Source organism: Holdemania massiliensis (genome assembly GCF_022440805.1).
In the GTDB taxonomy this organism is placed as follows: Bacteria; Bacillota_I; Bacilli_A; order Erysipelotrichales; family Erysipelotrichaceae; genus Holdemania; species Holdemania massiliensis_A.
Genome location: NZ_JAKNTK010000001.1, coordinates 557,910 through 580,886 on the forward strand (window position 1 = coordinate 557,910; position 22,977 = coordinate 580,886).

Annotated in this window: 25 protein-coding genes; 19 read left to right on the plus strand and 6 right to left on the minus strand. The window is 47.7% G+C overall.

Going from position 1 to position 22,977, the window contains the following annotated elements:
• The first annotated feature begins 30 nt into the window (after positions 1-30).
• From MCG46_RS02595 to MCG46_RS02605, 3 genes are all read left to right on the plus strand, one after another.
• Positions 31-1,887, plus strand: a complete 1,857-nt coding sequence (locus MCG46_RS02595; RefSeq protein WP_275890944.1) for a glucose PTS transporter subunit IIA — start codon at positions 31-33, stop codon at positions 1,885-1,887.
• A gap of 15 nt (positions 1,888-1,902) precedes the next feature.
• Positions 1,903-2,997, plus strand: a complete 1,095-nt coding sequence (locus MCG46_RS02600; protein ID WP_240277409.1) for an alpha/beta hydrolase — start codon at positions 1,903-1,905, stop codon at positions 2,995-2,997.
• 179 nt (positions 2,998-3,176) lie between these two features.
• Positions 3,177-4,019 carry a class II fructose-bisphosphate aldolase gene (locus MCG46_RS02605; protein WP_240277411.1) on the plus strand — a complete coding sequence of 281 codons (843 nt, stop codon included), beginning with the start codon at positions 3,177-3,179 and terminating at the stop codon, positions 4,017-4,019.
• A 149-nt stretch (positions 4,020-4,168) separates the two neighbouring features.
• Here MCG46_RS02605 and MCG46_RS02610 read toward each other — a convergent pair whose 3' ends face one another.
• Complete coding sequence (locus tag MCG46_RS02610) at positions 4,169-4,984, minus strand: BtpA/SgcQ family protein (RefSeq protein ID WP_240277413.1); 816 nt, start codon at positions 4,982-4,984, stop codon at positions 4,169-4,171.
• A 200-nt stretch (positions 4,985-5,184) separates the two neighbouring features.
• On the opposite strand from MCG46_RS02610, the gene MCG46_RS02615 reads away from it, so the two are divergent.
• Together MCG46_RS02615 and MCG46_RS02620 are read left to right on the plus strand one after the other, a co-directional pair.
• On the plus strand, positions 5,185-5,913 hold the full coding sequence (locus tag MCG46_RS02615) for a hypothetical protein (RefSeq protein WP_240277415.1): 729 nt from the start codon (positions 5,185-5,187) through the stop codon (positions 5,911-5,913).
• The gene (locus tag MCG46_RS02620; protein WP_154238108.1) at positions 5,910-6,695 is read left to right on the plus strand and encodes a DeoR/GlpR family DNA-binding transcription regulator; all 786 of its coding nucleotides are present in this window, start codon (positions 5,910-5,912) and stop codon (positions 6,693-6,695) included. The genes MCG46_RS02615 and MCG46_RS02620 overlap by 4 nt, the downstream gene beginning before the upstream one ends.
• Before the next feature lie 215 nt (positions 6,696-6,910).
• On the opposite strand, the gene MCG46_RS02625 is transcribed toward MCG46_RS02620, so the two are convergent.
• Genes MCG46_RS02625 through ulaG form a run of 3 tightly spaced genes read right to left on the minus strand, consistent with a single transcriptional unit; the run spans position 6,911 to position 9,550 of the window.
• Complete coding sequence (locus tag MCG46_RS02625; RefSeq protein WP_240277416.1) at positions 6,911-7,561, minus strand: orotidine 5'-phosphate decarboxylase / HUMPS family protein; 651 nt, start codon at positions 7,559-7,561, stop codon at positions 6,911-6,913.
• Entirely contained in the window at positions 7,558-8,403 is an 846-nt protein-coding gene (locus tag MCG46_RS02630) for an L-ribulose-5-phosphate 3-epimerase (RefSeq protein WP_240277417.1), read from the minus strand. Before MCG46_RS02630 ends, MCG46_RS02625 begins: the two co-directional genes overlap by 4 nt.
• A 40-nt stretch (positions 8,404-8,443) precedes the next feature.
• Complete coding sequence (gene ulaG / locus MCG46_RS02635) at positions 8,444-9,550, minus strand: L-ascorbate 6-phosphate lactonase (protein WP_240277418.1); 1,107 nt, start codon at positions 9,548-9,550, stop codon at positions 8,444-8,446.
• A 162-nt stretch (positions 9,551-9,712) separates the two neighbouring features.
• Between ulaG and MCG46_RS02640 the strand changes: the two genes are divergently transcribed.
• The 11 genes from MCG46_RS02640 (at position 9,713) to MCG46_RS02690 (ending at position 18,628) form a co-directional block, all read left to right on the plus strand.
• Positions 9,713-10,342, plus strand: coding sequence for a ribulose-phosphate 3-epimerase (locus tag MCG46_RS02640; protein WP_240277420.1), 630 nt, complete (start codon positions 9,713-9,715; stop codon positions 10,340-10,342).
• Positions 10,343-10,351: 9 nt separating this feature from the next.
• Positions 10,352-10,993 (plus strand): class II aldolase/adducin family protein, encoded by a 642-nt coding sequence (locus tag MCG46_RS02645; protein ID WP_020225151.1) that lies wholly within the window; start codon positions 10,352-10,354, stop codon positions 10,991-10,993.
• Positions 10,994-11,173: 180 nt separating this feature from the next.
• Positions 11,174-11,638: a PTS sugar transporter subunit IIA gene (locus MCG46_RS02650; RefSeq protein WP_020225150.1), complete on the plus strand. Its 465-nt coding sequence runs from the start codon at positions 11,174-11,176 to the stop codon at positions 11,636-11,638.
• Between the two features lie 19 nt (positions 11,639-11,657).
• Complete coding sequence (locus MCG46_RS02655) at positions 11,658-13,151, plus strand: PTS ascorbate transporter subunit IIC (protein WP_240277422.1); 1,494 nt, start codon at positions 11,658-11,660, stop codon at positions 13,149-13,151.
• A complete protein-coding gene (locus MCG46_RS02660; RefSeq protein ID WP_020225148.1) occupies positions 13,148-13,438 on the plus strand; it encodes a PTS sugar transporter subunit IIB in 291 nt (96 codons plus the stop codon). Before MCG46_RS02655 ends, MCG46_RS02660 begins: the two co-directional genes overlap by 4 nt.
• A 66-nt stretch (positions 13,439-13,504) precedes the next feature.
• Complete coding sequence (locus tag MCG46_RS02665) at positions 13,505-14,536, plus strand: hypothetical protein (RefSeq protein ID WP_240277424.1); 1,032 nt, start codon at positions 13,505-13,507, stop codon at positions 14,534-14,536.
• Between the two features lie 9 nt (positions 14,537-14,545).
• Positions 14,546-15,241, plus strand: coding sequence for an L-ribulose-5-phosphate 4-epimerase (gene araD / locus MCG46_RS02670; protein WP_240277426.1), 696 nt, complete (start codon positions 14,546-14,548; stop codon positions 15,239-15,241).
• Complete coding sequence (locus MCG46_RS02675; protein WP_240277427.1) at positions 15,228-16,088, plus strand: L-ribulose-5-phosphate 3-epimerase; 861 nt, start codon at positions 15,228-15,230, stop codon at positions 16,086-16,088. Before araD ends, MCG46_RS02675 begins: the two co-directional genes overlap by 14 nt.
• Positions 16,081-16,890: an HAD family hydrolase gene (locus MCG46_RS02680; RefSeq protein ID WP_240277429.1), complete on the plus strand. Its 810-nt coding sequence runs from the start codon at positions 16,081-16,083 to the stop codon at positions 16,888-16,890. The genes MCG46_RS02675 and MCG46_RS02680 overlap by 8 nt, the downstream gene beginning before the upstream one ends.
• 2 nt (positions 16,891-16,892) lie before the next feature.
• Positions 16,893-17,708, plus strand: a complete 816-nt coding sequence (locus MCG46_RS02685; protein ID WP_240277433.1) for a transketolase — start codon at positions 16,893-16,895, stop codon at positions 17,706-17,708.
• On the plus strand, positions 17,705-18,628 hold the full coding sequence (locus tag MCG46_RS02690) for a transketolase family protein (protein ID WP_240277435.1): 924 nt from the start codon (positions 17,705-17,707) through the stop codon (positions 18,626-18,628). The genes MCG46_RS02685 and MCG46_RS02690 overlap by 4 nt, the downstream gene beginning before the upstream one ends.
• A 105-nt stretch (positions 18,629-18,733) precedes the next feature.
• On the opposite strand, the gene MCG46_RS02695 is transcribed toward MCG46_RS02690, so the two are convergent.
• Both MCG46_RS02695 and MCG46_RS02700 read right to left on the minus strand, forming a co-directional pair.
• Entirely contained in the window at positions 18,734-19,417 is a 684-nt protein-coding gene (locus tag MCG46_RS02695; RefSeq protein WP_240277437.1) for a hypothetical protein, read from the minus strand.
• A 1-nt stretch (position 19,418) separates the two neighbouring features.
• Positions 19,419-20,624, minus strand: coding sequence for an FAD:protein FMN transferase (locus tag MCG46_RS02700; protein ID WP_240277439.1), 1,206 nt, complete (start codon positions 20,622-20,624; stop codon positions 19,419-19,421).
• A 235-nt stretch (positions 20,625-20,859) separates the two neighbouring features.
• Between MCG46_RS02700 and MCG46_RS02705 the strand changes: the two genes are divergently transcribed.
• The 3 genes from MCG46_RS02705 (at position 20,860) to MCG46_RS02715 (ending at position 22,976) form a co-directional block, all read left to right on the plus strand.
• Positions 20,860-21,606, plus strand: a complete 747-nt coding sequence (locus MCG46_RS02705; protein ID WP_240277441.1) for a hypothetical protein — start codon at positions 20,860-20,862, stop codon at positions 21,604-21,606.
• A 23-nt stretch (positions 21,607-21,629) separates the two neighbouring features.
• A complete protein-coding gene (locus MCG46_RS02710) occupies positions 21,630-22,313 on the plus strand; it encodes a rhodanese-like domain-containing protein (RefSeq protein ID WP_240277442.1) in 684 nt (227 codons plus the stop codon).
• A 297-nt stretch (positions 22,314-22,610) separates the two neighbouring features.
• Positions 22,611-22,976 (plus strand): Hpt domain-containing protein, encoded by a 366-nt coding sequence (locus tag MCG46_RS02715; RefSeq protein WP_240277453.1) that lies wholly within the window; start codon positions 22,611-22,613, stop codon positions 22,974-22,976.
• The last annotated feature ends 1 nt before the right edge of the window (position 22,977 follow it).

Consider the following 22,977-nt stretch of genomic DNA (forward strand, 5'->3'; position numbering starts at 1 on the left):
GAACCAATATTAGAAAGAGGGAGAAAAACCATGGCAAAAAAACTGAATTACGCCGACATGGCCGCTGCGATCATCACACAGCTGGGCGGCAAGGAAAATCTCACCAACGTCAATCACTGCGCAACCCGTCTGCGCGTGGTTGTCCGCGACGAAGCAAAAGTGAATCCAGACGCCTTAAAAAAGATTCCAGGTGTGCTGGGCGTGGAAGCTCATGCCAATCAAGTCCAGGTCATCGTCGGACAAATCATTGAGGATCTGTTTCTGGAGGTTGAAAAACGCGTGGGCAAAACCGAGGGAACAGCCCAGAAGCCGCAGGAGAAAAAGCTTGTCACAATTTTCTCGAATTTCCTGCAGCTGATGGCTGGGATCATGAGTCCGGTTATTCCTTCGCTGATCGCCGCCGGCTTTCTAACCTGTCTGCTTTTACTGCTGAACCTGGTCTTTGGGCTGGATTCAACCAATTCCACGTATATCATTCTGAACAATCTGGCGCAGTCGGTCTTCTATTTCCTGCCGGTTTTCGTTGCCTACACCTCGGCGAAGAAATTTGATACCGAACCGGTTCTGGCGATGCTTTTAGCCTGTTGGCTGCTTTATCCGGATTGGGTAACGATGGCCGGAGCCGGCGGCTATACGTCATACTTCGGGATTCCGACGCTGTTAACAACGTATAACGGTGCAGTGCTGCAGATCATCCTGTCCGTCTGGGTCATGTCCAAGCTTGATCAGATGCTGAAAAAGGCCCTGCCGCTTTCCGTCCGGCATTTCCTGAAACCGTTTCTTTTGATTCTGATCACATCCGTCATCACGCTGACGCTGACCGGTCCGTTAGGCGGCTTAGTCACCATTTATATCGCGATGTTCATTGCCTGGATCCGTAATTATGCCAGCTGGGCTGCGGTGCCGGCGATCATCATCTTTGCCAGTACGATCGGTTTGTTATGTCCGGGCTTCCATCTGGCTTTGATTCCGATTGCCACAACCAGTCTGGCCACCGTCGGCTATGACGACTTCATCAATATCTGGTTCTTCTGTTGCACGATCACCCCAGGCTTCATCGCTTTGGCCGTGGCGTTGAAAAGCAAGCAGCGCCGGCTAAAGGAAATCGCCTTCCCGGCTTCGATTTCCGCACTGTTCGGCGGGATTTCCGAACCGACAACCTATGGCATTTCCTACAAAATGCCGAAAGTGTATTTCTGCAGTATTGCGACTTCACTGATCACCGGGCTGTATGCCGGCTTCGTTCACTTGAAATGCTACGGCTTCGGCGGTTATTCGCTGACAAACATTTTATTATATCTGGGCGAAAACGGCGATACCGCAAACTTCATCAAGGCGTTAATCGGTGTGGGAATCATGGCAGTCTGCTCGTTTGTCTTCGTCTTCTTAACCAAGTGGGATGACAGTGTCTATAATGAAGACGATGAAAGTGAAGCTGCATCCGCTTTAGCTTCCATCGAACTGTCCGCTCCGGCGGAGGGCGTCTATATTGCCCAGGAAAAAATTGCGGATCCGGTCTTTGCGGCAGGAACGCTGGGCGCTTGTTTCGGGATCCGCCCGCAGACGGATGAAGTGAAGGCTCCGATCAGCGGCATCATCAATTCGATTGCCCCAACGAAGCATGCGATTACGATCAAGGGTGAAGGCGGTGCTGAAGTGATGGTGCATATCGGCATTGATTCGATGAAGCTGGATGAACATGAAATTGAGCCGCTTGTTGAAGTCGGACAGACCGTTTCCCGCGGTCAGGTGCTGGCAAAGGTTGATCTGGAAGCCTTCAGAGCAAAGCAGCTCGACGATACGATCATTGTGATCTTATTAAACAGTGCGGCGTATGCCGAGGTCAGAGCCGACGATCAGCGCCAACAGCTGATTGCGGCAGCGTAGAGAAAGGGGAATTCTATGCGGAAATATGATAAGCAGCTGCTGGAGCAAATTCGGGCAAAGGAACATGTTGAAAGGATCGACGGAGTTCCTGTTCTGATGAAGCCGGTGCCGGATGATGAACGCAAGCATGTGCTGGATCCGCGGCTGCTGGAAGTCATTCGGATGAAGCAGAAAATGTTCGCGCAGCGCTCTCAAAACGGATATCGGCTTTCGCAGGAACGTTATCGGCCGGACAAGGTGACCGAAGATTTATGCGAAGTTCAAATCGAGGTCGAAGAACAGCTGATCGACATCCAGCATGATCATAAGATCGACGTTTATCTTTACCGCCGCCAGGATGATCAGGGCTCCCTGCCGGTGCTGATCTACTTTCATGGCGGGGGTATGACGGCTGGGGATATGCGGCTGTTTGCCAACCAGATGCGGCTTATCGCGGAATTGGCGCATGCCGTGGTTGTTTTCCCGGAATATCGGCTGGCTCCGGAGTGTCCGTATCCGGCTTCCATTGAAGATGCCTGGGGAACCGTCCAATGGGTTGTTGAGCATGCCGAGCAGCTGAACGTTGACTTAGAGCGGCTGATGGTTGCGGGTGACAGCGCCGGCGGAGCGCTGACGAACGCCTGTTTGTTAAAGGATGAAACCGGCGTGATCAAAAAAGCGTTTGAAATTTATCCAGCCGTGGACAGCACGGATTACCATACGCAGACCCGCTACACCTGGTCGTATGATGCCTATCCGATTGTGGAAGATCAGCGTAAGGAAGCATACAGCCGGATTGATCGGATTAAAAACAGCATCGGCGTCAGCGAAGCGGAAAGTCTGTATCTGCAGGGAAAGACCAGCTATGAAAATCCGCTGGTTTCGGTGATTTATGCACCGGCAGAACGATTGGCCAAATTTCCGCCGTTGGTCATCGTGAGTGCGGAATATGATTATCTGCGCGTTGGCAGCGACTACTTTGTCTCTGTTTTGCAGGAGGTTGGCGTAAACGTGAAGTCGGTGCGCTACTGCGGCTGTGATCATGGCTTTCTCGACATGCTCGGCACGATCGTTCAATCCGAAGATCTCTGTCATTTGATCGCCAGCGAAATTCAGGCGATGGACAAGTAATTTTCAGTCAGGGGCGAGTGAATCGTCCCTTTTTCCATCATTTTCTTTTAGGATAAAATGCTCCCCTTTCAAGCTTTCCATAATGCAGAGGAAAGCGGGGTGTGCGATAATGGAAGCAGAGAAGTAAGGCAAAGCTTTTGAAAAGACCATCCGATGCGGATGGAGAAGGAGGGATTATCATGCTTGTGACGATGAAGGACATTCTCGACAAAGCCAGTGCCGGCAATTATGCGGTGGCGGCTCCCAATCTGTGGACGGAACTGGACGTTCGGGCGGTGATTGACGCCGCGGAAGAACTGCGGGCTCCGCTCATCCTGGATATCGCGTATCCAGCGAATCCGGATCTGTTTCTGTTGGGACAGATCGCCTGTTATTTTGCGAAGCGGGCCACGGTTCCGGTCGCGGTGAATCTGGATCATGGCGGTGAGAAAAAACAGATATTGGAAGCCTTCCGCGCGGGTTTTACTTCAGTCATGATCGACCGCTCGGCCTGTCCGTTTGAACAGAATGTACGGGAAGTCCGAGAAATCGTGGAACTGGCGCACGCGCTGGGGATTTCCGTGGAAGCTGAGCTGGGGCATGTCGGCATGGCGGATCAGTATGAAAGCGATGGCGAAGCGGCGCTGACCGAACCGGAAATGGCCGCTGAGTTTATCCGGCAGACGGGCGTTGACTGTCTGGCGGTTGCGGTCGGTACAGCTCATGGTGCCTATCCGAAAGGCATGAAACCGAAACTGGATTTCAAACGGCTGGCGGCGATCAAGGAAATAACCGGAAATTTCCCATTAGTCATGCATGGTTCTTCCGGCACTGACAATGAATTGCTGCGCCAAGCCTGCCGTCAGGGAATCAATAAAGTCAACATTGCCAACGACCTGTGCCAGGCTGCCGCAAAGGCTGCGAAATGTGCCGATCTGGAAGGCAATCATGCTTATGATTTCAGCGCTGTGATCTATGAAGCGGTGAAAGCCAAGATGAAAGAGATGATCGTGATCTATGGATCGCAGGGCAAAGCGGATTAGAAAATAACAAGCGCAGACAAATCCATTTTTAAAAGTCTGTTCAGCACAGAAAGACAGATAAGAATAGAAAAGATCCACGGGATAAGAATCAGAAATTTCTGACCCATGGATCTTTTTGTTTGGAAAGGGAGAAAATCACTTTGGAATGTTTATAAGGTTTCCCGGAACGCTTTGACAATGTCCATGAATTCTTTTACGCGTTTTTCATCGACCGCATTTTCAAAAATACCGTCAATTTTAAAGGTCGTGGCACAGACAGCGCCGTCAGCAGCGGATAATTGTCTTGTAATGTTATCTTTATTGCAGCCAGTATTGCAGAGGATCGGTGTATGTTTAACGGCTTTTTTTACCTGAGTGAGAACCTGCGTGTCAGTTTCACTGCCAGCCGTTAATCCTGAAACGCATAACGCGTCAGGCCGATTATTGAATTCCGTTGATTTTGCGATCTCAGCGATATTTCGGTCCGCAAGATATTTAGCCGCTTCCGGAACGATATTAAACAACATTTTTACGTTCTCCGCGCCGATCGCCATTTTATGACGCACGGTTTTTCCAACGTTGGTATTCCACAGACCGAAATCTGATGCATAAACGCCGGAGATGATTTCACGAATAAACTTAGCATCGACAGCGACGGCCAGATCCAGTGAAGCAATCGGATCCCAGAGACAATTTACGCCGTAAGGAATTGTGATTTCCTTTTTTAACTCACCGATCACATTAGCCATGGCGGCAACGGTCACCGGCTCTACTTTGGTTAAATAAGGCAGCGAAAATTCGTTAGAGAACATGACGCCGTCAACGCCGCCGTTCTGTAAAGCATGAAGATCTCTTCTTGCACAGTCAAGGACCTTGGCCATGCCGCCTTCCTTGTCATAGTATGGATCTCCTGGGAGCGGCTGCAGATGACACATTGCGATGATCGGCTTTTTTACGCCAAATAATTCTTCCAACCAATTGTTCATAATCATTTCCTCCTTGAACAACCTCATTATAGTTCAAGGAATTATATGATTCTAGTGATCGAAAGTGAGTAATCATATAACGGATTAAATGTTCTTAAATCATAAAAATACCTGTATATGATAAAAATCAATGATTTAATCAAAAATAATTCATAAAAACAAATCATAAGTGCTATAATGAGGACGGAGGTATCGAGGACATGAAAAAATATTCAATCAAACAACAGATCACCACAATCATCAACGCTGCCATCTTTTTGGGATTTCTTGGCTTGACCTTCAGTATGTTTATGAATTCAGAAAAAACTATTCTGGACTGGGCCATGCTTATCCTTTGCTTAGCGATTTTCGCCTGTGCTGTTTATTATGAATATTTGAAATATTTATATCAGGATGCACTGTATACCCTGAATTTTCTGCTGGATCCGGAAGCTGCAGAGATGAAATACCGGCGTGTATGCAGACTGGATATCACGAAGAATTATGAAAAGAATTCAGGTATTTTTGAAGTGATGCTTGCGATGGAAAAAAAAGAACCCGATAAAGTCCTTAAACTCATTGCAAAAAATGAAAAGAAATTCAGAAGCAGCGTTGAATTGTTAATTGTTATGTATTATTATCAAATCAGAGCTTATCTGATGCTGGGAAATGTCAAGAAAGTCAATCAGGTTTACAGCGAGGCTCAGGCTGTTGAAAAAATGAAAAAAAGACCGAATCTGATTCATTATGATGAACTGGACGGACTGCATGAACTGGCATTGGGAAATAATAAGAAAGCCTATGAATGCTTTAAGTCCGTAAAGGTTTCTAAAATGAATCCGAAGGAAATCATCTTTATTTACAGTCAGCTCGCCAATTTATCCAGTGGCGAAGAAAAGGCCGAGTATCAGCAGCGGATTCAGGAATTAAGGGAGGGGCGCGTTTCATGAAAGTAAGCAAAGCAATCGTGAATGACCGCAGGATTAAGATCATGCGCCAAATTGAAGAAAAGCGGTCTGTCAGCGTAGATGAGTTAGTTGAAAAATATCATGTATCACCGATTACAATTCGTCGGGATCTGCAGTATTGGGAGGATAAAGGCGCGATTATCCGAAACTACGGCGGAGCATCATTAATTCAGGAATTTGTTGAGGATGCTGAATATGAAAGAACCACATTCCAGAAGGCGATTGCCAAACGTGCGGCGCTTTACATCGAGGAAGACGATGTGATTTTTATTAACTCCAGTACGACGGCCTTGATGATTGTCGACTATATTAAAGATAAGCACGTAACGATCATCACCAACAATGCGCGGGCAATTAACTATACACCTGATCCCAAGGTGCTGATTATTTTCACCGGCGGTGAGGTGCGGTTCCCGAAAAATTCTATGACAGGTGATTTTGCGGTCGCAGCGCTGAACAATATCACGGCGACCAAGTGCTTCGTCGGTTGCAGCGGATTAACTGAAAATGGCATATCAACGGGATTGATGAAGGAAATGCTGATCAATCAGACAATGATCAAACGTACCAGCGGTCAGCGTTTTGTCTTGTGCGACAGCACCAAGATCGGCGTCAGCTATTCATTCTTCTACTCCAGCCTGAAAGGCTTTGATTATCTGATTACCGATGTGAAAGCCGATGATGAAGTGATTGAGAAGGTAAAAGAAAATACCGGCATCAATGTAATCAAGGTGGAAGCGATGAAAGGCGGATGGAAAATCTAGCCTCAAAGAACAAACGTAAAAAAAGCATTGAAATCTGAGGAAATCAATGCTTTTTTGATGCTTTTGAGCGGCTTGTTTGCGGCTGTATTCATCAGCGGAAAAGCATGCCGATAGGGATCGAATAATAGGATGTAAGGATTCAACTGCCCAATGGAAGTTATCTGACATCACAATTTTTTTCTGCAGCGCTTGTCAGCGGCTTCCTGATAAAAAGATTAAGACCAGATTTCTTTGATTTTTTCCTTTAAACGGCGGGCTTCAGCGGACGGATCTTGAGCGCCGCGAATCGCTCGGCCAAAAATAAAGCAGGAAACGGGGATGCCGCGAAATTTTTCCAAGTCATCATAGCCGATGCTGCCGGTTGCGGCAACGTCAATTCCATACTCGCATAATTTTTTCAGCGTGGCAATTTCCTCTTCATCCCATCCGCCGGGTTTGTCGCCGGAATGCTGCAACGTTAATTGGGAAATTCCCAACTCTTTCCACAGCGGAACATCATCAAAAGACCAATGGCCATAGAGCTCGATCTGCAATTGAGTTGACAGACCACGCTTTCTTGCTTCTTCTTGGACGGAAGTAATGGTGCCTGGTTCACAGGCGCACAGGATCGTTGTATAATCCGGTCTTCCGTCCAGCAGCATGCCGCCGATTTTGCTTCCGGCATCGACAATTTTCAGATCCGCCAACAGTGGCTTTTCCGGATACATTTCCCGGAAAAGTTTGACGACACGCGCGCCTTCGGCGGCAATCAAAGAGTAACCACATTCTAAAATGTCAATTTCATCAACAACGCCGGTCTGGCAGTCACGAATGGCTTCTTCGGTGCTGGAGCAGTCTAAGGCTAACTGTAAAGCAGGGATTTTCATTTTCTGTTTTCCTCCATAATTTTTGCTGCTAAAAAACGATGAATACTGGAAAGCTGTGGAATAAAACTCATGTCTTCCTCACACCAGACTTCCGCAGTAAAGGTCCCTTCGTAGGGAATGTGTTTGAAATAATGCAGACAGCGGTTAAAATCGACCAGCCCTGAACCAAAGGGAACGTTATGTTCATTGTGGAAAACGGCGTCTTTTAAATGACAGGCGATGATTTCTCCATGTGCATAAGTCAGCTCTTCCGCTGCATCATAGCCGTTATATGCAAGATTGCCCGTATCTGCATACAGCTTCAGCTGCGGATGGCAAAGTTCACAGATATAGTCCGTACATTGGCCGATTCGGCAGAAATGCGGTACATCTTCCAGGACTTCCATGGCGAGAAGGATCGAATATTTTCTGGCAAAATCCAATACCGACAGTAAGGCGTTGGTAAACCGCGCACGAGTTGCCGGAGTGCTTGGCTTTTGATATACATCGTAAGGAGCCAGCTGAATCACAGGAATATCCAGGCGGGCTGCCAACAGCACCGCTTTTTTGATGATGTCGATTCCCTGATCAGACAACAGAGGATCACCCAGCGGAAAAAAGCGGCTGGCACTTAATGCCATTGTTCTAAACGGCATCTGAAACTGTCGGGTCAGCGCTTTTAATTCAGCACAGTCTTGATCCGTCCAAGCCAGCCGCTGCAAACGGCAGGACTGGCCGTCGACGCTCAGTTCTATATAATCAAAACCCGTCTTTTTTGCGATCTGAAACTTTTCTTTCCACGGCAAAGCCAGGGGAATCCCTTTTTCATAAATACCAAGAGGAATGGATTCTAAGTTGGTCATTGAAAAAGAAGGAACAACCCGAAAGCTGTTCCTGAAAGGATTAAAGGAAACTAGGGAACGGTAAATTTATATCGTGAGTAAAGATATCATCGAACCCTCTTGGATAGTTATATGAAATCTTATCTTTGTCATCCGGATAAACAAACTTACCGCCAACTTCCCAAATAAATGGCTTGAATTGATACTGCAGACGGTTTTTCCGCATGTACCACAATACGAGAATCTCATTGGTATCCGCTTTAAAGTTTGTCCACAAATCATGATGATAGGGAATCATGACCTTCGTCTTCAGGTCTTCACCCATCCTAAGAATATCGCTGGCCGTCATTTTATCGGTGATGCCGCGCGGATTTTCCCCAAAGGATCCAAACGCAACGTCGATATCAAATTGATTGCCATGCTTGGCATACATGTTGCCGAAATGGGAGTCGCCGCTGTGGTAAATCGTACCGCCTGGGGTTTTGACAACATAACTGACTGCACGCTCATCCATGTCATCGCAGGCCATGCCCTTAACCTCGCCATGCGGCGGTGCAGTAATCAGGATTGTCCGGTCCACTGATTCGACGGCAGTGACCTCGATATCTCTGATTTTAATCACATCTCCAGGACGAACTGTAATCAGGCGATCCTCTGGAACACCCCAGCTGCGCCATAAATCGGTGGCAAATTTAGAACCGATGAACGGAACATCGCGTTCAACATCATTGATCACCGTTTTCTTTTTCACGTTGTTTAAGACCGCCGCGGCCAAATTGACATCGATATGATCGGTGTGCGTATGAGAAGCAAAGACCGCGTCAATTTCGCTGACCGCAAAGGGATCCAGTACCGCCGGCACAGCGCGCAGATTAGGCTGCAGCTGACGGGCGCCGGACATTCTTGCCATCTGGTGATCCGGATCCATCATCTTGCGGTTGCCGGCATCGTCATAATGCGAACGTTTTCCGGAACCACACCAGTAATCCATTGCGATATTGGTGTTATTTTCAGTTTTAATCCATAAACCGGTACATCCTAACCACCACATCGCGAAAGTTCCTTTTTCGACGACCGTTTCAGCAATTTCTTCATTCAGCCAGGTTCCCCATTCCGGGAAGGTACTGAGGACCCAGCTTTCGCGGGTTACATCCTTGACATTAGGCATTTTATGACCTCCTTTATTTATGTTTCCATTATACATGGGCGATTTTATGCTGGATAGCCTTTTATATGAACGATTTGAACGTTTTAGGAAATCATATAAGAGTGATATAGCTAAATATCCTTAAAATTACTAGAATGAAAACATCCATAAAGGAGGGATATTATGAAGGTCTATCCATCAATCGCATCCGCGAACCCGTTAAATATCAGCGGGGAGCTCGAAAAAATCAGGGGTTATCCCCATGTTCATGTCGATATCGAAGACGGTCATTTTTTGCCCAATATCACATTTGGCCAAAAGACGGTTCGTCAGCTGGTGCAGCAGACCGATTTTGAATTCGACCTGCATTTGTTGACGGATCAGCCTTATCTGTTTTTACAAACTCTCAGCGGCTGTCATTTTTCTCATATCTGCTTCCATGGGGAAGCTTCCGCCTATCCGCTGCGGGAAATCAATCGGATTAAAAAGATGGGAGCCAAGGCCGGCATCGCTGTGAATTTTAAAACGCAAGTTCGGGAATTCAGACCCTTTTTCCCCAGTCTGGACTATATCCTGATCATGACTGCCGAACCGGATGAAGCAGGAGAAAATTTCTGCCCGGCCATGATCGAGAAGATTCAAGAAGCCCGAGCGATTCTGCCGAAAAACATTGAGATCTGGGCGGACGGCGGAATTCAGGCGGAAAACATCCGATCTTTATCAGAGGCGGGGGTCACCGCTGTGGTTATGGGCCGTGCTGTCTGGAACAGCGCAGATCCGCTCCAAAGCCTAAAAGAATATGAAAAATTATAGGAGGAAATTATGTACGAGAAAGAAAAACAGGAAATGCTGGATGCCTGCTTGAAAATGAAGGAATACCGGCTGATTTCATTGACAGGCGGCAATGTTTCGCTGCGTGTGGATCAAGAACGGTATCTGGTTACGCCTTCCGGAATGCTGTATGAGGAAATGACGCCGGAGGATATCGTTGTGATTGATCATGAATGCCGCGTGATCGAAGGCCGGCTTAAACCATCCTCAGATTCTTCCGCGTTGATCTATGTCTTTGATCATCTTCCGATCAACGCTATTATTCATACGCATCAGCCGTATGCGACAGCGATTGGTTTCAACAATGATTCGCTGCCAGCCTGCATGGTGACTTTGATCGACGCCGCGCATGCCCGGATTCAGGTTGCACCGTTTACGCCGTCCCAGGATGTCGGAATGGGACAACTGGCGGTTGAATATGCCAAAGAAGCCGCCGCGGTGATTATGAAGCATCATGGCGTGATCACCTTTGGAAAGGATTTAAAGGAAGCTCTGTATTCAGCGGTTTATCTTGAGGAAGCCGCGAAGACCTATTGTATGGCGCGGATTATGGGGCCGGTACCGGAGCTTTCCGAAGCGGAGATCGCGAAAGAAGCAGCGGGATGGACGCATTATGGCCAATCTGGAAGATAACAAACAAACTTATAAATAATCATTAATTGAATAAAATAATCATAAAATGGAAATAAAATCAAGAGATATCCTTGGAATAAATGTTTAAAAATCATAAATCTATTTAATGGTTCATATAATTCGTTGAAAGCGGTTTCTTCGCGTGCTAAACTTTAGATAGCTTAAGCTAGAGAGGAGGCCTTGACAATTTTAAAGGACATCGTTGTTTCAAATCACTACATTTTTTGCGAAGGATTTGCGGACTGGACAGACGCCATTCAAGCAGCTGCTGAACCTCTGCGGGCCGATGGGATTATAGAAGACAGTTATATTCGTTCGATTATTGAAAATGTGAAGGAATATGGACCGTACATTATCATTGCTCCGGAAGTCGCCATGCCGCATTCTACCCTTGGGGGAGAAGGGGTGCATGATACCTGCCTCAGCTTCATGAAAACGGAAAAGCCGGTTGTTTTTGATCCTGAGGATCCATCCAAGAATGCTCGCTTGTTTTTCACCTTGGCGGCGACCGATAATGAGAAACATTTGAGCAATATGGTGGCTCTGGCTGAATTTCTGCTCAAGGATGGAGCGATAGAAGACCTGTTGAAAGCACAAAATGCAGATGATTTGATGAAAGTACACTGGAAATATTCCGAACAATAATTATTAAAAGGAGGGCATCATGGGATTTCTTGAATTGATTTGGGCGTATTTTGTCAACAATTTCTTAACTCAGCCGGCCTATTTTATCGGTTTGCTCGTTATCATCGGGTACATGCTGATGAAAAAGCCGTTTCATGAGTCATGCGCAGGTTTTATCAAAGCCGTCGTCGGCTATAAAATTCTGACGGTCGGTTCCGGCGGATTAAGCAGCACCTTCAAGCCGATCATTGCGGCCTTGCAGGACAAGTTTAATTTAAGCGCTATCGTTTTGGATACGTACATGGGACAGGCTGCAGCCCAGTCAGCCCTGGAAGCAGCTGGTAAATCTTTCTCACAGGCAATGCTTCTGCTGCTGTTTGCCTTTGTATTTAACTTACTGCTTGTCAAATTCCAGAAATATACAAAGATGAGAGCTGTCTTTACGACGGGGCACATTCAGACACAGCAGGCTACGATCGCATTCTGGTTCATCTTTACCTGCTTCCCGCAGCTGGGTGACTGGCCATTAATGCTGATCATGTCGATTCTCTTAGGTCTGTATTGGGCGGTCGGCTCGAATCTTACGGTTGAGGTAGCGCAAAATCTGACGGATGGCGCGGGATTCTGCGTTGCGCATCAACAAATGTTCGGAATTGCGATCTGGTCTGCGATCGGCTATAAATTCTTTAAGGGAAAAGACGGCAAAGTCAAACGTCTTGAAGATTATGATCTGCCGGGCTGGTTGTCTATTTTTAATGAAGATATGGTTTCCACAGCTTTGTTAATGACGTTGTTCTTCGCGGTTATTCTGCTTGTTCTAGGCAAAGATTATCTGGTCAGCGCAGGGATGCTGGGGGCAGGAAGTAGCTTCCTGTTCTATATCCTGGATACCTCATTAGCCTTTGCGGTTTATCTGTCGATTCTGAAATTGGGCGTCCGGACCTTCGTCGGCGAATTAACCGCATCGTTCCAGGGCATCCAAAGCAAGCTGCTCCCAGGCGCGATTGTCGGCGTCGATTGTGCAGCCGGCTATGGCTTCGGTTCAGAAAATGCCGTAACCTTTGGCTTTATGTTCGGCGCTTTGGGCCAATTCTTGGCGATTATCGGTTTGATTCTCTTTAAATCGCCGGTCCTGGCGATTGCGGGCTTCGTTCCTGTTTTCTTTGACAATGCGACGATTGCGATTTATGTCAATGCCAAAGCCGGCGCTAAAGCGGCGATGGTCACGACTTTCTTCTCAGGCATCTTGCAGGTTGTCTGCTCAGTGATTGCTGCGATGGCCTTTACCTACAATGGTATCGGTGTGGTCGAATTCGGCGGCTACATGGCGATGTTTGACTGGGCGGTCATTTGGCCGATCTTCACCTTCATCATGAAATATCTGTCTTACATCGGCGTAGCGATTGTCATTCTCGTATTGGTGATGATTCCTCAGCTGCAGTACAAGAAGGATCCGGAAGGCTACTTCCTGTGCGTCAGTGATTATGAAGCTTATAAAGAGCATATGAAACGGAAAGAGGCGGCTGCGTTATGATTAAAATTCTGATCTGTTGTGCCAGCGGCTCCGGGACCAGTCAGTTAATGGCAATTACGGCCCAGAAAGCCTGCAAAAGCGTCGGGGTGGAAGCGAACGTCAAGCACTGTCCGATTGCGGAAGGAAAGTCCTCAGCCAGAAACTATGATCTGGTGCTGACTTCTCCAGCCTTTATCAAAATGTTTGATTCTGCCAAAGCGGCCGGAGTGAATGTTTATCCGTTAAAAAATCCACTTTCGCAGGATGAAATTATCGCGGCTTTAAAAGCGGCGGGGTATGTATCTTAAATTGAATGAATGAGAGCTATCCTGACCGATAGCTCTTCTTTCTAAAGCGGCGTCAGGAGGATGAAAATGAAATTTGAAAAAATCCATTTGGATGATATTGTTCGTTGTTACTGTGCGAGTTCATTGACCATTCAGAATCAGACCTATGCTTTATTTGCCAGTGAAAATCCGCAGAGTGAGTGTTATTCCTATACCGGAAAAGATTTCAGTGAAAGAGAAGTGGTCTGGAAGGATCGGGGCGGGTGTATGTCGATCATTCCCCTCCCTTTTAAGTCCGGTGAATTCTTAGCCGTGAATGAATTCTATTTAAAAGTGACGCCGAGTCGGGCTAAGCTTGTCCATGGCAGAAAAACGGAACACGGCTGGGAAATCCAGGATGTTCTGAGTCTGCCCTATCTGCATCGCTTTGACATCTATTCGGTGGGGGGAATTCAGTATCTGATCTGTGCGACGATTGCCCGGAATAAACAAAGTAAAGAAGATTGGAGTGAGCCGGGACAGATTTATGTCGGCGTTCTTCCCGATGATTTATCGCAGGGTATTGAATTAAAACTGCTTGTGGACGGCTGTTATCGCAATCATGGCTATTGTCGGGGACTTTATCGGAATCAGCTGTGCGGCTATTTTACCAGCGATCAGGGAATTTTACGGGTTATTCCACCCCAGGATCAAAGCGGCGAGTGGGAAGTGGAAAGAATTTTCGAGGGTCAGGTCGGCGAGGCAGCATTTGCGGATATCGACGGCGACGGCATAGAAGAAATGATGACGATTGAGCCATTCCACGGCAACCAGATGAAAATTTATAAATGGCGGGATCATCGGTATGTTTGCGATTATGTCTATCCGCATGAAATTGATTTTGCCCATGCTTTGATCGGAACAAATTTGAATGGGAAGCCTTGCTTTGTCGGCGGTGTCCGGCGGGTTCAGGCTGAACTATTTGTCGTCCAGTTTGCTGAAGGAACTTATCAGGTGACAACGGTCGAAACGGGGGCCGGTCCGGCCAACATCGCGGTTCTTCATCGTGCCGACGGAGATTATATCTTGTCAGCCAATCACACAAAAAATGAGGCGGCAGTTTACAAAGTCGTTGAATAGGAGAGAATGATGCTTGAAAAATTAAAAGAAGAAGTATGGAAAGCAAATCTGCTTCTCCCGCAGTATCAGCTGATTACGTTTACGTGGGGAAATGTCAGTGGGATTGACCGAAGCGCAGGCTTAGTCGTCATTAAGCCTAGCGGTGTGGAATATGAAACAATGGGTGTTGAAGACATGGTTGTCTGTGATCTGGAAGGCAATCTTGTTGAAGGCCATTATAAACCCAGCAGCGATTTAAAAACGCATTTGGAACTGTATAAAAATTTTGCGAACATTGGGGGTGTTGTCCATACCCATTCGCAGAATGCGACCGCCTGGTGCCAAGCTGGAAAAGCGATTCCGGCTTTAGGAACGACCCACGGTGATTATTTCTACGGCGCGATTCCCTGTACCCGGCCGATGAATGAGGCTGAGATCCTTTCAGAGTATGAACTGAATACGGGAAAGGTCATTGCAGAAACCTTTAGAACCCATCATTTAGACCCGGATCAGATCCCCGGCGTTCTGGTGCAGAGCCATGGCCCTTTTACGTGGGGAAGCACACCTTTTGAAGCAGTTCACAATGCGGTAGTTCTGGAAGAACTGGCGGAAATGGCTTTCAAGACGCAGCTGATCAATCATGAGGTCCATGCGATGCAGCAGGACTTGCTGGATAAACACTATCTAAGAAAGCATGGCGCAGGAGCCTATTATGGACAAAAGTAAGCAATACTTGTTAGGGATGTATGAAAAAAGCCTGCCGGCGGATTTATCCTGGCAGGACAAACTGGAACAATGCCGGAATGCTGGTTTTGATTGGCTGGAAATCAGTATTGATGAAACCGAGGAAAAGCTGAAGCGATTGGACTGGGATAAAGAGGAGCGAAGAAAGCTCAAAGAACTGACAATTTTAAACGATGTTCCGCTTTTAACGATGTGTCTGTCGGGACACCGCCGCTATCCTTTAGGCTCATCCGAACCGCAGATGCAGCAGAAATCGCTGCAGATCCTGGAAAAAGCGATTGATCTGGCGGTTGACTTAGGCATTCGGATCATTCAGCTTGCCGGTTATGACGTTTATTATCAGACAAGTACGGAAACGACCCGCAGAAACTTTGTTCAAAATCTGAATACAGCTGTTCAGATGGCAGCCAGAAAGGGTGTGGTTCTGGGCTTTGAAACAATGGAAACACCATTTATGGACACAGTGGAAAAAGCCATGGAATATGTCCGTCTGATCAACAGTCCCTATCTGGGAGTTTATCCTGATCTGGGGAATCTGACCAATGCTTCCCTGCTTTATCAGACAGAGGTCAAAGCGGATCTTGAGAAAGGCAAAGGTCATATTTGGGCGGTGCATCTTAAGGAAACGCGGCCGGGAATTTACCGTGAGGTTCCCTTTGGAACGGGGCATACTGAATATGTTCAGAATCTGTGGCAGCTTAAACGACTGGGCGTCCGCATGTTTACCGGTGAATTCTGGTATACGCCGCAGTTTCCTGATTATCCGCAGGTTTGTCGTGAAGCCTGTGTCTTCTTAAGAAGCAGGCTGGATACCGTATTTTATGATTAAGCTGATCGTCTGCGATGTTGATGGAACGCTTTTGGATGAAGCCAAACACTTAGACCGAAAGATCATCTCTACGATTGCGGGCTTACGCCGCCAAGGGATTCTTTTTACCGTGGCGACCGGACGCAACGAGGCGATTGTCGGGTCTTATATTGATCAGTTCGGGATTGATATTCCTTACGCGACGGACAACGGAGCGAATATCTGGTGCCGCCATCAGCTGCTGAAAAGTAATTCTGTGAAAAAAGCCTATGCCGGTCAGATTATTCAGACTTTGGTGGAAGTGCAGATTCCGTTTACTTTTTTTGATTCGTCCGGCGGGTATTCCTTTGGCACTTCAAAAAAGCTGCAGGAAATTCGCAAATTGTTCCGCGGCCAACTCGTGATGCACAGGCTTAGTTCCGCAGCTGATTATACCGATGTTGATTTCTATAAGCTGACGCTGGATTCCGCAGGCTTTCCTGAAATGGAAAACCTAGTTCAAAAGGTAACGGCGCTTTGTCCTCAAATTGCCTTTAACCGATCAGAGGATACACTGTATACGATAACAGCAGAGGGAACCAGCAAAGGCCAGGCGTTAAGCCTGATTGCCCGGCAGCTGAATGTACAGCGTCATGAAGTGATGAGTATCGGGGATAATTTCAATGATCTTTCCATGTTCAGGCAAAGCGGGATTGGGGTCGCAATGGAACACAGTGATGAATTGGTAAAACAACAGGCAGATGAAATTGCCCCGACCCATCAGGCAGGCGGCGTCAACGCCTATTTAATCGGAAAGTTTTTAAATTCCAGGATAAAGGAGTAACTATGGAAGAGTTAATCAAACATGCCCGGCATATTCGCCAGAATATTCTGCGGCAGGTCTATGCCGCACAGAGCGGACATCCAGGCGGCAGTCTGAGCGCTGTTGAACTTCTGACAGTTTTGTATTTTCAGGTCATGGATATAAATGAGCGAAATGTCGATACACTGAACCGCGATCGTTTTGTATTAAGCAAAGGCCATGCCTCGCCGCTGCTTTATGCCGTTTTGGCAGAAAAAGGTCTGTTGGAAGAAAACGAGCTGACAGGTTTCCGCAGTCTTGATTCTAGGCTGCAGGGTCATCCGAATATGCGCTATGTATCCGGTGTCGATATGTCCACCGGTTCATTAGGACAGGGGATTTCCTGTGCAGTGGGAATGGCTTTAGCAAACAAGCTGGATCAGAATCCTCATCGGGTTTATGTTTTGATCGGTGATGGAGAATGTGAGGAAGGTCAGGTATGGGAAGCCTGCATGGCTGCCGCGCATTACCAGCTGGATCAGCTGTGCGTGATTCTCGACTATAACCATCTTCAAATTGACGGAGATATACAGACGGTCATCGGGCCGGAACCTTTCCGCGCCAAATTTGAAGCTTTCGGTTTCCACACGATAGAAATTGATGGCCACCAGCTGCCGCAGATTCAGTCTGCCTTTGAAGAGGCAAAACAGGTGAAAGGCCGATCGACGGTCATTGTGGCGCATACGGTGAAGGGAAAGGGCGTTTCGTTTATGGAAAACGAAGCCGGCTGGCACGGTGCTGCACCGAATCGCGCGCAGTACGATCAGGCGATGAAAGAATTAGGAGGAGAAAGCGAATGACAACCGCGACACGGGAAGCTTATGGAAAAGCCTTGGCGGAGCTGATGCTGGAAAAAGAAGACATTGTCGTTCTGGATGCGGATCTGTCCAAGTCGACGAAGACGATTGAAGCAAAAAAGGTTTGCCCAGACCGACATTTTAATCTCGGAATTGCCGAAGGCAACATGATGTCGGTTGCCGCAGGACTGGCAGCGAGCGGCAAGATTGTTTATGCTTCCAGTTTTGCGGTGTTTGCGGCAGGAAGAGCTTTTGAACAAATCCGCAACAGCATCTGTTATCCGAATCTGAATGTAAAGATCTGTGCTACTCATGCCGGCATCAGCGTTGGGGAAGACGGCGCATCCCACCAGGCGATTGAAGATCTGGCGCTGATGCGTTCCCTGCCGAATATGAAGGTGTTTCAGCCGTGCGATGCCAAAGAAACGAAGGCGGTCATTGAGGCGGTTTATGCGATGGAAGGACCTTGTTATGTGCGGTTGGGAAGACTGGGTGTGGATGAGGTCTACCCAGGTGAATGTCATTTTGAATGCGGAAAAGGCGTGATTCTGCAGGAAGGTGAAAAAGCAGCGATTCTCTGTTCAGGACTCATGGTTCAGGAAACGCTGAAGGCCGCAGCACAGATGAAAACACTGAAGCCGACGATCGTCAACATGCCGACGATCAAGCCGATTGACAGAGAACTGATCGAGAAGCTTGCCCGCACGCATAAAGTGATGATTACAGTTGAAGAACATAGTATTTATGGCGGACTGGGCAGTGCTGTCGCAGAGGTCTTGGCGGAATCGGGTCTGCCGTGCCGGCTTGAGCGGATGGGAATGCAGGACACCTTTGGCAGAAGCGGAAAGCCGATGGAGCTGCTTGCCTATTATGGACTGGACGCTAAGCATATTCAGAAATATGTCGAAAGCAAAGTAAAATAAACAGTCTGCATTTTAGCATAACGAAAAAATCCCATGAACGCAGCGGAGCAATTCCGGCTAATTTCATGGGACTTTTCTTCGATATCGAATTTCTATTGCGATGCCTTATTCATCCACAGTCGGGGTCAGGGTTTCATTCCAGAGAAATTGACTGGATACCGTATAAACATTGGTTCCCGGAACGTGATATTTTGCATCCGGATAATCCTTATAAGCGATGATATTGCCCATTCCATTGGAGAAAGTGCCGGCATTATACAGCTTCGATCCGTCATACCCCAGCTGGATCAAAAGGCTGATGATATAGGCAGCCTCGACGCCGGCTGTGGAAATAAAGACGATCGGCTGATCCTGCGGAAACAGATCGCGGATCAGACTCTCAGATTCCTGGTAATTGGCAGAAAAGCTTCCGACGTCGCCCATCTGGGCGGTCACCTGCCCATTTTCATCCCGCACCTTTGTCATGCGGTACAGCACATTATCCTTCCGCTCGTAGTCGACCAGCACGCCGTAAAATGGGATGTTGACAAATCCTGCGACAGAGCCTTCCTCAGCCAGCTGGGCCGGGGAGCGCAGATCAAAATAAAGCACATCCTTTAAAAACAGATAGTCATCCAGATTGGTCGGACTGATCGGCGAATCGCTCATTAACGCACTTTGCGGAACGGATTTCTCCGGCAGCGCCGTCGGCGCTGAAACAGGATCGGGTAAAGGGGTGGATTGAGGCTGAGTGCTGCACCCGCCTAAAATCAGGACACAAAGTCCGATAAGCAATAATTTCTTTTTCATTTCATTCACCTCGCTGTATTTCAACTTCTAAAGAATCCGGCCAGGCAGCTGAGGTCAGACGGCGCTGTTCCATCCCTTCGCTGAGCGTCAGTTTCAGCCCGGACTCCGCAGGTTCGCACCAGGCATAGTCGATCTTCAGCTGAGCCATTTCTTCAAAGCGATGGATCATAGCCTGCCGTTGTGCCGGATCTTCTATATTATAAAGGACTGTGCTTAAAACATCCAGAATTCCAGCTTGATCTGAAGCACATAACGTCACGCTGCGCAGCCAATTTTCACTGTAGCCGGTATGCGGATTCAGAATGTGATGACGGCGAAGCTGTTGATCACCCTCCGAAAGCAGAAAATAATGCTGATCATCGGCGGAAGTCGAAACCGCTCCCGCAGTCAGGGAAAAAGCATACAGCATCGCTGAACTGCCGGAAGGATCACGTGCGCCGATATTCCAGGCCTTGGGTGAAGCCGAGGGTGACCAGGCGATCAAGGAGCTGCTTCCGGCATCAAGCAGAAAGGGAGTGGCGAATTGTTTCAGCAGATCGGCCAGCTGATCAAGAATGTAGCCCTTGGCCATCGCCCCCAAACTGATCTGCAGAGAACCCTCGCATTCACCAGGATCGAAACGGACGGTTTGTTTTTCATGATCCAGCTGAATCACCGCATCCAGATCCGCAGCGGCAGGCAGACAGCCGACTAGACTTCGGATCACAGCTGGATCCGGATCGGTGTTTTCCGTCGGAAAGGGAGCGAATTTCGATTCCCACAGTGAACTTAATGATCCCAGCAGAGGGTGGAAAAGACCTTCACTCTGCTGTGATAAATCCAGCGCTGTACTGAGCATGGCAAACAATCGGGGATCAAGCGGGATCGTTTCTTTCGGATGCTGATTGATATAAGCCACGTTGTGCAGTTCATTGCCCTGAGCATCCAGGTACTGATGATGAGAGTCAGCCAGTTTATGCCACTCGAACAGCTCGGCTTCTGCCAGAACAGTCGCTTCATCCAGTATCTTTTCATCGGTCATCGTCAGCTGAACCGTTGTGTTGAGCGGAAGAACCAAATTTCCCTCGCTGTCCGTTAAAACGTCAAAATAATTTGTGAAAGTTTTTTCTTGATCAGTTTCATAGCTCTCCTGGTGCGTACAGCCGGAAATCAGGCTTAAGCAAAGGATTATTAAAATTAAAGAAAACGCTTTCAGAAAATTGTTCATCCAATTAGACTCCTTGTTGGGTTAGTTATGAAAAATGTAAATAACGTCGCCGGTTGTTTTTCACAGGCAAGCTTGTTATAATGATAACATATTAGAGTGTTTTACGCACAGCAAAGTTTGAAACAGATAAGACAGGGAATCATCCAGCTCTGTTTTTGCCTGCGTGCAGCGCTGGGAACGCTGCAGGGACGCTCTGATAAGTTTCAGGGAGTAAAGAATACTAAGGAGGGAATTCATGAAAAAAGTATGGGCAATTCTACTGTCCTCACTGCTGGTACTGACGTTGACAGCCTGCGGCAGCAACGGCGGAACGCCTGCACCGACACAGGGAACGGACGGCGGTGCATCGACACCATGTACAGCCAGCGGTGAAATCACACTCGACAGCATCAACGAATATCTGAACACGAGTGCAGATATGGGCGAGGGCTCGATGGCCAATGTTGTCGCTGTTGTACCGATCAGCCACATCAACGGTCCGCGCGAAGAAACTGATTTCTATGCCTTTGTCAATTTCAAGTACAAAGCCAGAAACTATGTGAAGTATCAGATTACGTATTTGTCCTGCACCTGCCGTTCGGCGGATGTCAATTACTGGATGACAGCTTATGTTGAACTGACATTGCCGGAAAGCAAAAAGCTGGACGACGCTCAGGTTCGGTTCCTGTCATTTGACCGCGACAACGGTGATAAGTATACAGCCGGCTTCTGGGGTGACAGCAATCCGACTCCGGCAGGCGCTACTTATGACATGTTCAAGGCTGAGTACATTCCGTTCTTCATCGATAAGGACTATGCCTACATTAAGACGCTGAGCACTGTCGATGATATCGCGGCGGAGGACTACACCGCTGGTGAAGGACGCGAAAGCCTGACGCTGGATACGTTTACCGGTTCATCCGTTTCATCCAACAACATCATCAGAATGCTGAACGCACTGATGGAATATCACGGCACTGACGAATATTTCAGCGCTGAATAAAAAGGGAAAAGAGGAAAAATCCAATGAAAAAATTATTTGCGATCGCTCTGTCTGTTCTGCTTCTGGCCGGCTGTTCTTCTGCACCGCAGGAATGCCCGCCATGCGCTACACCGGAGGCCAGCACGCCTACCGCAGCTGCACCTGCACCGCTGCCGGAACCACGCGATACGACAAAGACCTACAAGCCTTCTAAAGATGCGGCTGATGAAGCCTGCACAGCTGAAGTCTGGGCTACAGGCTGCTCTGGCGTTAACGTAGACAACCTGACTGAATACCTGGGCCGCGACGACGTTCTGTATATCGACCTGCGCGATTACAACGACTATGCGAAGAAGCATCTGAGAAACTTTGAAGTCATTCCTTACTTTGCCTTGATTTTTGATGAAGCTGCCGGAACCGAAGGCAAGCCTCAGCTGTATGGCGGAACATTGGAAGAACCAGTTGCTACTTATGAAGAATCCGCAGCGCTGTTAGAAGCGATGTTCCCGAAGGATAAGACGATCTTCTTAATGTGCCAGTCCGGCGGACGTGTTGCGCAGATGATGAAGCTGATGAACTCCTTAGGCTATGACATGAGCAAGATTTACAATGTCGGCGGCATGGGCCAGTTCACTGATTCCAAGTTTGCTCCATACACGACAGACAATGCGGAAATCGTTCTGGAAGCGACCTATTCTTTTGAAGGTCTGACACCGGCAACGAAATAAGCATAAAACTAGAAACACAAGAAAGCAGCGTTTTCGATAATGCTGCTTTTTCTTTGTTTTTACCGTTTCTTAAAGTTCGCTTGGTTGCTTTCAGCACTTTAACAATGGTATAATATTTATGTTTTTATAACCATCGATTCTGACTGAAAAGGATCGGGATATCAACGAAATTTCAGGGTGGACTTCTGTGATCTGACGGTTGAACTTCGTTCTGTCAAGGGGCGATTTTCAGACTTCGGAATCTTTGTAGCGGAAGCTTCCTGCGAAGTTTCAAAAAAAGAAGGAGGGAATAACCCCATGCTCTCTGTCGAACAATGTTACGCTCAGCTTCAGGGTGATTATGCAGACATTATCCGGCGCATGCGAACGGATGAGCGAGTTGTTAAATTTTTAGCCATGCTGGTGCGGGATGATTCGTTTAATCAGCTGAAGACAGCGTTGGAATATGAAGATTATGAAACTGCATTTCGGGCTGCCCATACGCTGAAAGGCGTGCTGCTGAATTTAAGTCTGACCGCACAGGCCAAAGTGATCAGCGAATTGACGGAAGTGCTGCGTAAGCAGCAGGCTGACGAACAGATTGGTCCGCTGTTTGAGCAGGCCAGCGCTGCTTATGCCGAACTGATGGCGGGGATCCGCGAATTGCTGGAAAAGAATGATTAAT

Bases quoted from the DNA above. Each gene is read 5' to 3' on its own strand.
- MCG46_RS02595 (WP_275890944.1), top strand. From the start codon at position 31: ATGGCAAAAAAACTGAATTACGCCGACATGGCCGCTGCGATCATCACA.
- MCG46_RS02600 (WP_240277409.1), top strand. From the start codon at position 1,903: ATGCGGAAATATGATAAGCAGCTGCTGGAGCAAATTCGGGCAAAGGAA.
- MCG46_RS02605 (WP_240277411.1), top strand. From the start codon at position 3,177: ATGCTTGTGACGATGAAGGACATTCTCGACAAAGCCAGTGCCGGCAAT.
- MCG46_RS02610 (WP_240277413.1), bottom strand. From the start codon at position 4,984: ATGAACAATTGGTTGGAAGAATTATTTGGCGTAAAAAAGCCGATCATC.
- MCG46_RS02615 (WP_240277415.1), top strand. From the start codon at position 5,185: ATGAAAAAATATTCAATCAAACAACAGATCACCACAATCATCAACGCT.
- MCG46_RS02620 (WP_154238108.1), top strand. From the start codon at position 5,910: ATGAAAGTAAGCAAAGCAATCGTGAATGACCGCAGGATTAAGATCATG.
- MCG46_RS02625 (WP_240277416.1), bottom strand. From the start codon at position 7,561: ATGAAAATCCCTGCTTTACAGTTAGCCTTAGACTGCTCCAGCACCGAA.
- MCG46_RS02630 (WP_240277417.1), bottom strand. From the start codon at position 8,403: ATGACCAACTTAGAATCCATTCCTCTTGGTATTTATGAAAAAGGGATT.
- ulaG (WP_240277418.1), bottom strand. From the start codon at position 9,550: ATGCCTAATGTCAAGGATGTAACCCGCGAAAGCTGGGTCCTCAGTACC.
- MCG46_RS02640 (WP_240277420.1), top strand. From the start codon at position 9,713: ATGAAGGTCTATCCATCAATCGCATCCGCGAACCCGTTAAATATCAGC.
- MCG46_RS02645 (WP_020225151.1), top strand. From the start codon at position 10,352: ATGTACGAGAAAGAAAAACAGGAAATGCTGGATGCCTGCTTGAAAATG.
- MCG46_RS02655 (WP_240277422.1), top strand. From the start codon at position 11,658: ATGGGATTTCTTGAATTGATTTGGGCGTATTTTGTCAACAATTTCTTA.
- MCG46_RS02660 (WP_020225148.1), top strand. From the start codon at position 13,148: ATGATTAAAATTCTGATCTGTTGTGCCAGCGGCTCCGGGACCAGTCAG.
- MCG46_RS02665 (WP_240277424.1), top strand. From the start codon at position 13,505: ATGAAATTTGAAAAAATCCATTTGGATGATATTGTTCGTTGTTACTGT.
- araD (WP_240277426.1), top strand. From the start codon at position 14,546: ATGCTTGAAAAATTAAAAGAAGAAGTATGGAAAGCAAATCTGCTTCTC.
- MCG46_RS02675 (WP_240277427.1), top strand. From the start codon at position 15,228: ATGGACAAAAGTAAGCAATACTTGTTAGGGATGTATGAAAAAAGCCTG.
- MCG46_RS02680 (WP_240277429.1), top strand. From the start codon at position 16,081: ATGATTAAGCTGATCGTCTGCGATGTTGATGGAACGCTTTTGGATGAA.
- MCG46_RS02685 (WP_240277433.1), top strand. From the start codon at position 16,893: ATGGAAGAGTTAATCAAACATGCCCGGCATATTCGCCAGAATATTCTG.
- MCG46_RS02690 (WP_240277435.1), top strand. From the start codon at position 17,705: ATGACAACCGCGACACGGGAAGCTTATGGAAAAGCCTTGGCGGAGCTG.
- MCG46_RS02695 (WP_240277437.1), bottom strand. From the start codon at position 19,417: ATGAAAAAGAAATTATTGCTTATCGGACTTTGTGTCCTGATTTTAGGC.
- MCG46_RS02700 (WP_240277439.1), bottom strand. From the start codon at position 20,624: ATGAACAATTTTCTGAAAGCGTTTTCTTTAATTTTAATAATCCTTTGC.
- MCG46_RS02705 (WP_240277441.1), top strand. From the start codon at position 20,860: ATGAAAAAAGTATGGGCAATTCTACTGTCCTCACTGCTGGTACTGACG.
- MCG46_RS02710 (WP_240277442.1), top strand. From the start codon at position 21,630: ATGAAAAAATTATTTGCGATCGCTCTGTCTGTTCTGCTTCTGGCCGGC.
- MCG46_RS02715 (WP_240277453.1), top strand. From the start codon at position 22,611: ATGCTCTCTGTCGAACAATGTTACGCTCAGCTTCAGGGTGATTATGCA.